Here is a 12,669-nt window from a genome sequence, read left to right on the forward strand (position 1 = left end):
TCTTCACGAGGCACTATGGAAAAGCAAAACTACAATCACCTCACCCGCACCTTCCAGCGTCTTTCCCGTTTCGGACACCTCTCAGCCATCGCTGGCTGGGATATGTTCACCAATATGCCACCCAATGGCAGCACCGCTCGTGGCGAAGCGCTGGCGGAACTCAGCGTTTTGCAACACCAAATCCTGACCGATAAAAAAATCGCCACGCTGTTACAGGCTGCGGTTCAGGAAGATCTCAATGATGTTGAACGCGCCAACCTGCGTGAAATGACCCGCCAATATCAGGAAGCCATTTTGCTGCCCGCCTCGCTGGTAGAAGAAAAATCGCTGGTCGGTACGCGCTGCGAGCATGGCTGGCGAACGCAGCGGCCCGCTAACGACTGGCAAGGGTTTGCCGCCAATTTGAAGGAAGTGGTTCGCGTTTGCCGTGAAGAGGCAAAACTGCGTGCCGATGCCAAAGGAAAATCCTGCTACGACGCGCTGTTAGATATTTACGAGCCGGGCATGACTAGCGCCAAACTCGATGTGCTATTTGGTGATTTACGTAGCTGGCTGCCTGATTTGCTACAAAAAGTCGTTGATAAGCAAGCGAAAGAATCGGTTATCACCCCATCAGGCCCATTCGCCACGCACGACCAGCGCGAATTGGGGCTGGAAACCATGAAGTTACTGGGTTTTGATTTTAACGGCGGCAGGCTGGATGTTAGTGCGCATCCATTCTGCGGCGGTGTGCCGGAAGATGTGCGCATCACGACTCGCTACGATGAAAGCGATCTGGTTAGCGCATTATTCGGCGTGATCCATGAAACCGGCCATGCCCGTTATGAACAAAACCTGCCGCGTGAATGGCTTGGTCAGCCCGTTGCTCTGGCACGTTCTACGGCGATCCACGAATCCCAAAGTCTGTTCTTTGAAATGCAGTTAGGGCGCAGTAAAGAGTTCCTGAAACTGCTGCTGCCAATGGTGACCACGCGCTTCGGCAAACAACCGGCGTTTGAAGCGGCGAACTTTATTGCGGTAAACCAGCGCGTTGAACGCGGATATATTCGCGTTGATGCCGATGAAGTCAGCTATCCGGCCCACGTCGTTTTGCGCTACGAAATTGAGCGTGCGCTCATCGATGGCGAAATCGAAGTTGAAGATATTCCGGCACTTTGGGATGAGAAAATGCAGCACTGGCTGGGGCTGTCTACCAAAAACAACTTCCGCAACGGCTGCATGCAGGACATTCACTGGACGGACGGCGCGTTTGGCTACTTCCCGTCATACACGCTGGGCGCAATGTATGCAGCACAACTGTTCAACGCCGCCAAACTCGCCTTGCCGCAGCTTGAAGCCGATATTGCCGAGGGCAACTTCAGCGCACTGTTCGACTGGTTACGCCAGAATATCTGGCAGCACGGCAGCCGATTCACCACTTCAGAGCTGATCACTAATGCAACGGGTGAAGATCTCAACCCGCTGTATTTCCGTAAACATTTGGAAGCTCGTTACTTGTAAGCCACCAAAGCCGGGGAACTTTCCCCGGCTTTGTACAAACCGTTACACGCCGACACCAATCACTCACTGAAGCCATTGATCCACGAGTTTATAGTTCATCTCAACGGCCCCTCAGGGGTTCAAACATAAACAAATTTGAGGATGTCGAGATGAATAAAGTATTAGCTCTGGTTGTAGTCGCTGCAATGGGTCTGTCCTCTGCCGCTTTCGCTGCTGAAACGACTGCAACTGCAGCGCCAGTTGCAACTTCTGCGGCTAAAGCACCTGCTGCCACCACTACTCATCATAAAAAACACAAAAAAGCAGCAACCGAGCAAAAAGCTCAGGCAGCTAAAAAGCACCATAAAAAACCTGTAGCGAAAGCTGATGCTGCGAAACCTGCTGCACAGAAAGCGCAAGCTGCTAAAAAACACCACAAAAAACCTGTAGCAAAAACTGAAGCGGCTAAACCAGCTACTCAGCCAGCAGCATAAGGTTGTCGGGGCAATCCCGAAAGCATAGCCACACTACAAACACCCGGCTCGCCGGGTGTTTACTTCCGGAGTCTGGATGATGTTGCGACGCTATAGTTTTGAAATCATCCTCACGCTGCTTATTCTTTGCGGCATTATTACGCTAAGCTTCTGGCTGTAATGACTTTTTACTCCCACTTTCTGTGCTACCCGTCTATAGTTAATCCATTCACAGGTTCTATATATACCCCTGCAGCTTGAAGGATGACGGGTATAAAAATTAAAATTAATCGCCCCATCAGAGAGTGATATGCGCAAAAAAGTGGTGTTGTTGTTAGGCGTGCTGTGTTTTTTACCTGCCCTTTCCCATGCAGATGACGAGAGCACTGCTGACGTCAAAACGCTGTTCTTTGGTAAGGATGACCGCACACGTGTCGCCGATTCAGCCAGTTCCCCGTGGGATGCCATTGGTCAGCTTGAGACTGCCAGCGGTAATTTATGCACTGCGACCTTAATTTCCCCCCATCTGGCGCTAACCGCAGGACATTGTTTGCTGCAACCGCCGCGCGGGACTCCTGACAAAGCGATTGCTTTGCGGTTTGTTTCGCAGAAAGGAAAGTGGCGTTACGAGATTCATGATATTGAAGGGCGAGTAGAATCCACGCTGGGGCGTCGGTTGAAACCTGACGGCGATGGCTGGATTGTGCCATCTAATGCGGCACCTCACGATTTTGGCCTGATTGTGTTGCACAACCCGCCTTCAGGCATCACGCCGTTGCCGCTGTTTGAAGGCGACCGTGATGCGCTCACCGAAGCGCTGAAAAACCAGGACCGTAAAGTCACGCAGTCGGGTTATCCAGAAGACCATCTCGACGATCTCTACACGCATAATGATTGCCAGATAACCGGCTGGGCACAGAAAACGGTGTTATCACACCAGTGCGACACTTTGCCTGGTGACAGTGGTTCGCCATTGATGCTGAAAACAGAAAACGGCTGGCAATTAATCGCCGTACAAAGTTCGGCTCCTGCGGCTAAAGACCGCTATCGCGCCGACAACCGGGCGATCTCAGTTACCGGTTTTCGCGAGCAGTTACAGAAATTAGCTAGTCAATGATGACACCGCCCGGCACTCATGCCAGGCGGCTTTTCTTTTACGCCATTTTGATGAGCACCATACCCGTAAGCAACAGAACCAGCCCTATCCATCCTTTACGGTTGAGGCGTTGACCAAACAAAATCCAGCCCGCCGCTACGGTGGCGATAATACCGAACCCGCCCCACAACGCGTAAGCCACCGACAATTCGATACCTTTCACCGCCTGAGACAACGCGCTGAAGGCCGCCAGTACCGCACAGAGAGAGAGCACGCCGTAACCAAAACGACGGAAACCATCCGAGTGTTTCAGGAAAATGTTGGCGACAATTTCCAACACAATTGCCGCCAGTAACCATAATGCGTGAATCCATTCAAACGACTGCATGTTCGCTACCCTTTATTGGTTTCCTGGCGCTTTCTTTCTTGGTCGCGGTACCTGATTTAATCAGCGCGATCCCGACCACCAGCGTCGTGAGTCCAATTATTTTTAGCAATGAGATTGACTCATCAAACAGCAGCACACTGAATAAAGTAATAAATAAAATACCGATACCTTCCCACATAGCGTAAGCCACGCCGAGGGCGATTTTTTTCACCGAGAATGATAATAAAATATAAGAAAGTGTGATCATTAACAGCATGAAAATATAACCGAGGTTATCATCGCTAACACTCGACCATTTCATTGATAAAGTGCCGGTAATTTCCGCAGCAATGGCTAATGCTAATAATATCCAATAGATCATGATTCCTCTCCTGACAGAGAAAATAGCTGTACGAAAGCTTTAAAATAAAATGTGTGTATTTTTTCCCTAAATAATTCGAGTTCCAGCAAAACATGCAGACGCAGCTGGGGCGCGAAATATGACGGGATAAGCAGGAGAGCGGATCTAAAGCGCGTTGCGCCAGTGCTGTTCACCGCAAAGTGAATAAGCAAAAGTAAACGAGGGTGTTTGATGGATTTCTGACGTGTGGAGCAGCTTGTTGGTAAGCATAATGTCCATAGTTTTCACAACGTATCCGCGTTGTTGCTTCTCATCAGTTGCGGATAGTAAATTGTCCTCAGTAGCTAAAGATTGCTAATTTGTAGCATATGAAAGAATATTCTCAACCTCTCTTTTCAATTCTTTACGATGATTTGCCAAAAAAATAACGGTGTATTAGTCAGTTGCGCCCCCGTATTATACCCATAATTAAGGAACGAATTATTGTGAAGGAGATCGTCAATAGTGGCAAAACCCATTATTACGTTAGGTGGATTAAAAGTCGTCCTCATGTTCGGGATGCTGGTCATCATCCTGGCAGGAATAAAAGTGGCGGCCGATATGATCGTTCCGTTTATTCTGGCGCTATTTATTGCCATCGTGGTCAACCCGATGATCCGTCGTCTGGAGCGCATTCATGTCCCACGTGTGCTGGCGATTACCCTGGTGATTTCGGTGATTATCTTCCTGGTTGTACTGCTGCTGGCCTATCTTGGCACCATTCTCAATGAACTGACACGCACCGTGCCGCAATACCGTGCCTCGTTTATTTCCCCTCTGCAGGCAATTGACCCGTGGCTGCAACGGGCCGGAATCAAGGTGTCAGTGGATGAACTGTTCAAGTATATCGACCCGAATTCAGCGATGACGCTTGCCACACGTCTTATCACCCAGCTTTCTAATGCTATGTCATCGATCTTTTTACTGCTGCTGACCGTGATATTCATGCTGATAGAAGTGCCACAGCTGCCAATAAAACTTCAGCAATTAATGTCCCGTCCCGAAGTCGGCATGGTCGCGATTCAGCGAGCATTAGACAGCGTAAGCCATTATCTGGTGCTCAAAACTGTGATTAGCCTGGTCACCGGCCTGGTAGTCTGGATTATGCTCATCATGTTAGATGTGCATTTTGCCTTCGTCTGGGCGCTTCTCGCCTTCTCACTCAATTACATTCCTAACATCGGTTCGGTACTGGCAGCGATCCCGCCTGTCGCGCAGGTATTGGTCTTCAGTGGCTTGTATGAAGCCTTACTGGTGGTTGCCGGTTATCTGGCTATCAACCTGGTGTTTGGCAATATCATCGAGCCACGCATGATGGGCAGAGGGCTGGGGCTATCGACTCTGGTAGTGTTCTTGTCGTTGATCTTCTGGGGTTGGCTACTGGGGCCGGTAGGTATGCTGTTGTCGGTACCACTGACGATTGCGGTGAAAATCGCGCTGGAGCAAACCGAAGGCGGCAAGAGTATCGCCGTGTTGTTGAGTGATGTCACAAAAAGCTAATCAGCCAGAGCCGTTCGCCATTGGGGAGCGGCTCTGAGCAAAGTTTACAGGGTGTAACCCGGTTTTTTAGCCAGCGTATCCAGAGCTGGGGCGATCTCTTTATCGTAAACATCCTCTTTCCAGCGATCTTTCTGGATTGGGGTCAACGCGACAGACAATGATTCATCCGTTGAATTGAAATGCTTCTTGAGTACGGCACAAATATCGGCAGCCAGCGCTTCTTTTTGTTCGTCAGTCAGTTCACGCGGAAAGTGTTTTACAGTGATATGTGGCACAGCGGTTCTCCCCTTTATTGGAAACAATATACTTACGTTAAGCGCCCGTTCCTTGCAACCGTTAAGGCAGAGAAATCGCTGCGAATTCCGCAAGACTGAAGCCATAGCGTGGGTGATTGACCCGCAAACCAAATTTATCCTGTAGCAACTGATAAAACTCGGCGGCATCGTCAAGCGTCCGCGGCTGGCCATCGTTAAATTGCCTGTCATTTTGCGTAAACGTTGTGCCATCGGCATTTTTCAAACAGATCATTAAATGTTGGCAGAAATGCGACTGCGGCCAGGTCGAAACATAATAATTAGCCACCTCGAAGTCTGACAGAAACTGGGGCTGCAAATCGAAACGATACAGCGCCAGCCATTTATCCTGCTGATGCGTGCTCAGCAAAAAGTCACCGTCCACCTGCGTTAATTGATAATCACCGAAATCGGTGGTCTGCACGACGTCCATGTCGAATCGCAGCGGGGACGTCAGCGTTTTGCCACCAAAACCAACATCGGCCAGGTAGCGTTGTTGATTGAGGGTGACGAGCAATAAACGATGCGTTCGCGGCGGCATCTCGGTAGGTTGCGTAATCAACACCCGGGCAGCCAGGTCTTCGACCACAAAGCCGATACTCTCAAGAGCCGCACGCAGCAATGCATTTTGCTCGTAGCAGTATCCCCCTCGCCCTGCGACCACCAGTTTTTCAAAAACGGACTCTATTTCTAAGCGGATTTCTCGTCTTAACAGCACATCCAAATTTTCAAAAGGAATGGCGCACGTATGCAGCAGATGAATGCGTTGTAAGGTTTCCAGATCCGGTTTTGCCTCGCCCTGCAAACCAATGCGCGTGAAATATGCCTGAAGGTCAAAAGCCATGATCTCAATCTCTTAAAAACAGATGAATTCACTATAATGCGTTTTTTGCTCGCAGATGATCGATAATGCCCTACACACTCAGGAATATGAGCGCCATAAGGAAACTCACCGTGAAAACCAAGTCGATAACGCTTTACGATGTGGCGAAACATGCCAATGTTTCCTATCAAACGGTGTCACGCGTGATTAATCAGGCGACGCATGTTTCTGATAAAACCCGGCGTAAAGTCGAAGCGGCCATGCAGTCGCTCAATTACGTTCCCAATCGTGTAGCGCAGCAGCTGGCTGGGAAACTGAGCCAGAACATTGGCCTGGTGACCAGTAATTTGTCGCTACATGCCCCGTCGCAAATCGCCGCTGCCATTAAGTCACAGGCCAGCCGGCGGCACTTTAATGTCATGATGTCGATGATTGAACAGCCTGATCCAGAAGCCTGCAAAAGTGCGGTCAACAACTTGCTTGCGCAGCGCGTCGACGGTTTGATCGTCAACATTCCATTGGAAAGTGAGCAGGCACGAATCATCAACGAAATGTCTGGCACGGTGCCCGTGCTGTTCCTCGATGTCTCACCCGCGCTGAATCTGGACAGTATTATCTTTGATGCTACGGCAGGTGCGCATCTGGCGGTTGAGCATCTGGTTGCGCAAGACCACCAGCGAATTGCTTTACTGAGTGGGCCGTTGGCTTCCGTTTCTGCGCGCCTGCGTCTTGAAGGCTGGCAACAGGCGCTGGCAAAGCATCAGCTGACCGCCGTGGCACAATTGCAAGGCGACTGGAGCTCACAAGCGGGTTATCTACAGACACTGGCATTAATCGGCCAGGGCATCACTTTCACTGCCCTGCTGGTCGCCAACGACCAAATGGCACTTGGCGCGTTACGGGCGCTGAATGAATCTGGTTTAGCGGTACCGGGGCAAGTATCGGTAATGGGTTATGATGACACCGAAGACAGCGCCTGTTTTATCCCGCCGCTGACCACCATCAAACAAGATTTTAAGCTGCTGGGTTCTGCCAGCGTTGACCGCCTGATTGAACAAATACGCTCGCCAAATATGCCCGTGCAGGCCACGGTACTGCCGATCACGCTTATCGAACGTAAAACGACGGCCGCGCCAGATACCTCAACCCCTTCCCCACAAACGCTGGCCGATGCGCTGACTGTGCTCGCCCGCCAGGTTTCGCGGCTGAAGTAATTTCTGTGAATCGCCTCACCTGAAGCTGTTTTGCTGCTTTACTTTGCCAGTGACAAAAATCATATTGCTATAAATTGTGAGCGCATCACAAAAATGCAAAGGAACCTCCAGCATGACAATTCAATCAGGTACTGTTGCCGCCTCTCTGGCAGCGATTCTTGGCCGCCGTGACTGGGAAAACCCGGCAGTCACGCAATTAAACCGCCTGCCAGCTCATCCACCGTTTGCCAGCTGGCGTAATGAACGGGCTGCGCGCGAAGACGCAGTTTCAGAAAGTGTGAAACACCTGAACGGGGACTGGCAGTTCAGCTACTTTACGCAACCCGAGAAGGTTCCCGAAGATTGGCTGGATGCGGACTTAGCGGATGCACAGACTTTTCCGGTACCATCAAACTGGCAAATGCATGGTTTCGATGCGCCGATTTACACCAATGTCACTTATCCCATTCCGGTCACCCCACCGCACGTTCCTGAAGAAAACCCCACTGGTTGTTACTCGCTCACATTTAGTGTCGAACCTTCCTGGCTTGAGAGCGGCCAGACACGGATTATTTTTGATGGTGTGAATTCAGCGTTTCACTTGTGGTGTAACGGGCACTGGATTGGCTACGGGCAAGACAGCCGCCTGCCATCGGAGTTTGATCTCAGTGGCGTGCTGCACTCAGGGCAAAACCGCCTTGCGGTCATGGTGCTGCGCTGGTCCGACGGCAGCTATCTGGAAGACCAGGACATGTGGCGTATGAGCGGGATTTTCCGCAACGTGACGCTGCTGCATAAACCCGCCACACAAATCAGCGATGTGCGTATCAGCACGCAGTTAAACGAAGATTTTAGCCACGCGATGTTACAAGCGCAGGTGGTTGTTAAAGGCAATATCGACAGCGCTGGACAAGTCAGCTTGCAATTGTGGCACGGCGAAGATTGCATCGACGAAAAACAGCAAGCCCTCGGCAGTGAAATTATTGATGAACGTGGCGCATACTCTGACCGCACAACATTAAAAATTGCTGTCGCCAACCCGCTGCTGTGGAGTGCCGAGCAACCCCATCTTTATCGCGCAGTGGTGACATTACGCGATAACCAGGGCGCGACGATCGAAGCAGAAGCTTATGATGTCGGTTTCCGTAAAGTTGAAATCCATCAGGGGTTGTTGAAGTTAAACGGTAAACCATTGCTGATCCGTGGCACCAACCGCCATGAACATCATCCGCTTAACGGCCAGGTCATGGACGAACAAACCATGCGCCGGGACATTGTGTTAATGAAGCAGCACAACTTCAACGCCGTGCGCTGCTCGCATTATCCCAATCACCCATTATGGTATCGGCTGTGCGACCGTTACGGCTTATATGTGGTGGATGAGGCGAACATTGAAACCCACGGTATGGTGCCAATGAATCGCCTGAGTGACGACCCGGTCTGGCTACCTGCGATGACAGAACGCGTCACGCGCATGGTACAACGCGATGTTAACCACCCTTCAATTATCATCTGGTCGCTCGGTAATGAGTCCGGGCATGGCGCGAACCATGACGCTCTGTATCGCTGGATAAAATCATTCGACCCCACACGCCCGGTGCAATATGAAGGCGGCGGTGCCAACAGTGCTGCCACCGATATCATTTGCCCGATGTACGCGCGTGTCGACCAGGATCAGCCGTTCCCGGCGGTGCCAAAATGGTCGATTAAAAAGTGGATCGGCATGCCGGATGAAACACGCCCGCTGATCCTTTGCGAATATGCCCACGCCATGGGCAACAGCTTTGGCGGCTTCCACAAATACTGGCAAGCATTCCGCCAGCATCCTCGCTTACAAGGCGGCTTTGTCTGGGATTGGGTCGACCAGTCGTTGATTAAACATGACGAAAACGGTGAAGCCTGGTCAGCTTACGGCGGTGATTTTGGCGACAAACCAAACGATCGGCAGTTCTGTATGAATGGCCTGGTGTTTGCCGACCGCACACCGCATCCGGCGCTGTATGAAGCCCAGCAAGCACAGCAGTTTTTTCAGTTCGCCCTGCATCGTGAAACCCCATTGCGCCTTGAGGTGATAAGCGAATATTTGTTCCGCCCTAGCGATAACGAGCGCCTGATTTGGGAGGTTTCGCAGGCTGGAGTGCTGCTCGCAGAAGGTGAAGTGTTGTTAGATATTGCCCCTGAAGGCACACAGAACCTGGTTTTTGATGCCCTGCCGCCGATAACCGAAAATGGCGACGTGTGGCTGACGGTGAAAGTGCAGCAAATCCACGCTACCGACTGGTGTGAAGCCGGGCATGTTTGCGCCTGGGATCAATGGCAGTTACCGGGCATACTCAGCACCACACCGCTGCCATTTAGCGGTGAAACGCCAGGGCTTGAAACCAGCCATTGTCATTTCACTATTCGCCTCGGCAAGCACCACTGGCAGTTCAATCGTGAAACCGGTTTATTAAGCCAGTGGTGGAAAGCGCAGCAACCCGCACTGCTGCAACCACTGCAAGACCAGTTCACTCGCGCCCCGCTGGATAACGACATTGGCGTCAGTGAAGCCAGCCGTATCGATCCCAACGCCTGGGTCGAACGCTGGAAAGCGGCGGGCATGTATCAACTGGAATCCCAGTTGCAAAATTGTGAAGCCGAACAACTGGCCAACGAAGTGCTGATCCGCACCACTCATAGCTGGCAGCACAACGGGAAAACGCTGTTTGTCAGCCATAAAAGCTGGCGTATTGATTGCGAAGGCACACTGCATATTAGCGTTGATGTTGAGGTGGCTTTTGGCACCCCGCCTCCGGCGCGCATCGGGCTGACTTGCGAATTAGCGCAAATTGATGCGCCTGTCAGTTGGCTGGGGCTGGGGCCGCATGAAAACTACCCTGATCGCCAGCAATCGGCATTATTTGGCCACTGGCAGCGCCCGCTTGAAGATCTGTATACGCCATATGTTTTCCCATCCGAAAACGGCCTGCGCTGCGCTACCCAGACGCTGGAATATGGCGACAACCTTTGGCAGGGGAACTTCCATTTCAATATCAGCCGCTTTAGCCAACAACAATTGCGCGAAACCTCGCATCGCCATTTATTGGTCAAGCAAGCTGGAACTTGTTTAAATCTGGATGGTTTCCATATGGGCGTAGGTGGCGATGACTCCTGGAGCCCGAGCGTATCACCCGAGTTTTGGCTTGATAAAAAACACTATCACTACGCGATAAGCTGGCAGCGCCGCTGATTCCTCGCATCTTCCTCTATGCAGCGCGGGTTTTCCGCGTTGCATTTTCGTAACATTTTTTTCGCGCCCCAACCCCCTTTTTCAAAAAAAGACATTAGCGTCCGTTAACAATCCTGTATAGGATCTAGCGCCCGATTTGCCATGGCGCTGAAGTTATAAAAATGCCAGGCAAATGCACGGGGATCTTTTAACAAGGGAACAGGGTTAACATGAAAGCAACACACAAAACGGAAGCAGAAAAACACGCAGCCAAGCGACGCTGGCTCAATTCTCATGATTCCGGTTATCACAAAGCGATGGGTAATCGTCAGGTACAAATGATTGCCATCGGCGGCGCCATTGGCACCGGTCTGTTTTTAGGTGCAGGTGCTCGTCTGCAAATGGCAGGCCCGGCGTTAGCGCTGGTGTATCTGGTTTGCGGGATCTTCTCTTTCTTCATTTTACGCGCACTGGGCGAGCTGGTGCTCCATCGCCCATCAAGCGGCAGCTTCGTTTCTTACGCCCGTGAATTTCTCGGTGAAAAAGCTTCGTATGTTGCAGGCTGGATGTACTTCGTCAACTGGGCAATGACCGGCATTGTCGACATTACCGCTGTCGCTTTATATATGCATTATTGGGGTGCCTTCGGTGATGTACCGCAATGGGTATTTGCACTGTGCGCACTGGGTATAGTCGGCACCATGAACATGATCGGCGTGAAGTGGTTTGCCGAAATGGAATTTTGGTTCGCGTTAATTAAAGTCCTCGCCATCGTGGTCTTTTTGGTGGTGGGTACTATTTTCCTCGGCAGCGGGAAAATGCTCGATGGCAATACCACGGGTTTCCATTTAATTACCGATAACGGCGGATTCTTCCCACACGGTTTATTACCGGCATTAGTGCTGGTGCAAGGCGTGGTATTTGCCTTCGCCTCGATTGAACTGGTGGGTACGGCGGCTGGCGAGTGTAAAGACCCGCAGAATATGGTACCAAAAGCCATTAATAGCGTTATCTGGCGTATCGGTCTTTTCTACGTCGGTTCGGTGGTTTTACTGGTGCTGTTGTTGCCATGGAATGCCTATCAAGCCGGACAAAGCCCATTTGTCACCTTCTTCTCAAAACTCGGCGTGCCGTATATCGGCGACATTATGAATATGGTGGTTCTGAGTGCTGCATTATCCAGCCTGAACTCTGGCCTCTATTCCACCGGACGTATTTTGCGTTCGATGTCGATGGGCGGTTCAGCGCCTAAATTCATGGCGAAAATGAGCAAGCAGCAAGTCCCTTACGCGGGTATTCTGGTGACGCTTGGAGTGTATGTGATTGGCGTATTCCTGAATTACCTGGTGCCGTCGCAGGTCTTTGAAATCGTCCTTAACGTGGCTTCGCTGGGTATTATTTCTTCCTGGGCGTTTATCGTGGTTTGCCAGATGCGTTTACGCAAAGCGATTAAAGAAGGCAAAGCCGCAGATGTCAGCTTTAAAATGCCGGGTGCGCCTTTCACCTCGTGGCTGACGCTGTTATTCCTGTTCAGCGTGTTAGTGTTGATGGCCTTTGATTACCCGAATGGAACCTACACCATCGCCTCTATCCCATTGATTGCTTTGGTGCTTGTCATTGGCTGGTTTGGTGCACGTAAACGTGTCCATGAACTCGCTCACGATGTTAATAAACACTACGAAGACAACGCCAGCTGACAAAACTTGCGCAAAGGGTGGATGACGCTATCGCTAATCCCCCTGCAACACCTGTTTAGTGGCCTTTGTCAGCCATCTGATAGCCCCATTTTGGGGCTATTTTTTTAGCCTGCCGTTTTTCATCGCATTAACGTTATGTG

At 51.0% G+C, this 12,669-nt stretch carries 13 protein-coding genes; 8 read left to right on the plus strand and 5 right to left on the minus strand.

The genetic code is table 11. The features are described from left to right. Positions 1–15 precede the first annotated feature (15 nt). The 4 genes from MNO13_RS13990 to MNO13_RS14000 all read left to right on the plus strand — a co-directional run bounded on the left by MNO13_RS13990 (position 16) and on the right by MNO13_RS14000 (position 3,069). A complete protein-coding gene (locus MNO13_RS13990) occupies positions 16–1,500 on the plus strand; it encodes a carboxypeptidase M32 (protein ID WP_241938917.1) in 1,485 nt (494 codons plus the stop codon). 149 nt (positions 1,501–1,649) lie between these two features. Beyond that, positions 1,650–1,973: an acid resistance repetitive basic protein Asr gene (gene asr / locus MNO13_RS13995; protein ID WP_064547279.1), complete on the plus strand. Its 324-nt coding sequence runs from the start codon at positions 1,650–1,652 to the stop codon at positions 1,971–1,973. A gap of 79 nt (positions 1,974–2,052) precedes the next feature. After that, a complete protein-coding gene (gene ydgU / locus MNO13_RS24595; RefSeq protein WP_458573714.1) occupies positions 2,053–2,133 on the plus strand; it encodes a small membrane protein YdgU in 81 nt (26 codons plus the stop codon). 129 nt (positions 2,134–2,262) lie between these two features. Continuing rightward, complete coding sequence (locus tag MNO13_RS14000; protein ID WP_064547281.1) at positions 2,263–3,069, plus strand: trypsin-like serine peptidase; 807 nt, start codon at positions 2,263–2,265, stop codon at positions 3,067–3,069. Positions 3,070–3,106: 37 nt separating this feature from the next. On the opposite strand, the gene mdtI is transcribed toward MNO13_RS14000, so the two are convergent. From mdtI to MNO13_RS24600, 3 genes are all read right to left on the minus strand, one after another. Beyond that, positions 3,107–3,436, minus strand: a complete 330-nt coding sequence (mdtI, locus tag MNO13_RS14005) for a multidrug/spermidine efflux SMR transporter subunit MdtI (protein ID WP_241938918.1) — start codon at positions 3,434–3,436, stop codon at positions 3,107–3,109. After that, positions 3,423–3,800 (minus strand): multidrug/spermidine efflux SMR transporter subunit MdtJ, encoded by a 378-nt coding sequence (gene mdtJ / locus MNO13_RS14010; RefSeq protein ID WP_083963401.1) that lies wholly within the window; start codon positions 3,798–3,800, stop codon positions 3,423–3,425. Before mdtJ ends, mdtI begins: the two co-directional genes overlap by 14 nt. A gap of 141 nt (positions 3,801–3,941) precedes the next feature. Next, on the minus strand, positions 3,942–4,055 hold the full coding sequence (locus MNO13_RS24600; RefSeq protein WP_479683964.1) for a protein YdgV: 114 nt from the start codon (positions 4,053–4,055) through the stop codon (positions 3,942–3,944). Positions 4,056–4,280: 225 nt separating this feature from the next. On the opposite strand from MNO13_RS24600, the gene MNO13_RS14015 reads away from it, so the two are divergent. Further along, a complete protein-coding gene (locus MNO13_RS14015; RefSeq protein ID WP_064547286.1) occupies positions 4,281–5,315 on the plus strand; it encodes an AI-2E family transporter in 1,035 nt (344 codons plus the stop codon). Between the two features lie 44 nt (positions 5,316–5,359). Here the strand turns inward: MNO13_RS14015 and pptA are convergent, their stop codons facing one another. Both pptA and MNO13_RS14025 read right to left on the minus strand, forming a co-directional pair. Continuing rightward, positions 5,360–5,590, minus strand: coding sequence for a tautomerase PptA (gene pptA / locus MNO13_RS14020; protein ID WP_064547288.1), 231 nt, complete (start codon positions 5,588–5,590; stop codon positions 5,360–5,362). Positions 5,591–5,651: 61 nt separating this feature from the next. After that, positions 5,652–6,452, minus strand: a complete 801-nt coding sequence (locus MNO13_RS14025; protein WP_241938919.1) for an arylamine N-acetyltransferase family protein — start codon at positions 6,450–6,452, stop codon at positions 5,652–5,654. An 86-nt stretch (positions 6,453–6,538) separates the two neighbouring features. Between MNO13_RS14025 and MNO13_RS14030 the strand changes: the two genes are divergently transcribed. The 3 genes from MNO13_RS14030 (at position 6,539) to ansP (ending at position 12,529) form a co-directional block, all read left to right on the plus strand. After that, on the plus strand, positions 6,539–7,645 hold the full coding sequence (locus MNO13_RS14030) for a LacI family DNA-binding transcriptional regulator (RefSeq protein WP_121815566.1): 1,107 nt from the start codon (positions 6,539–6,541) through the stop codon (positions 7,643–7,645). A gap of 112 nt (positions 7,646–7,757) precedes the next feature. Next, positions 7,758–10,853 carry a beta-galactosidase gene (locus MNO13_RS14035; RefSeq protein ID WP_241938920.1) on the plus strand — a complete coding sequence of 1,032 codons (3,096 nt, stop codon included), beginning with the start codon at positions 7,758–7,760 and terminating at the stop codon, positions 10,851–10,853. Positions 10,854–11,062: 209 nt separating this feature from the next. Further along, complete coding sequence (gene ansP, locus MNO13_RS14040; protein WP_064547296.1) at positions 11,063–12,529, plus strand: L-asparagine permease; 1,467 nt, start codon at positions 11,063–11,065, stop codon at positions 12,527–12,529. The last annotated feature ends 140 nt before the right edge of the window (positions 12,530–12,669 follow it).

The organism is Buttiauxella ferragutiae (assembly GCF_022637515.1).
In the GTDB taxonomy this organism is placed as follows: domain Bacteria; phylum Pseudomonadota; class Gammaproteobacteria; order Enterobacterales; family Enterobacteriaceae; genus Buttiauxella; species Buttiauxella ferragutiae.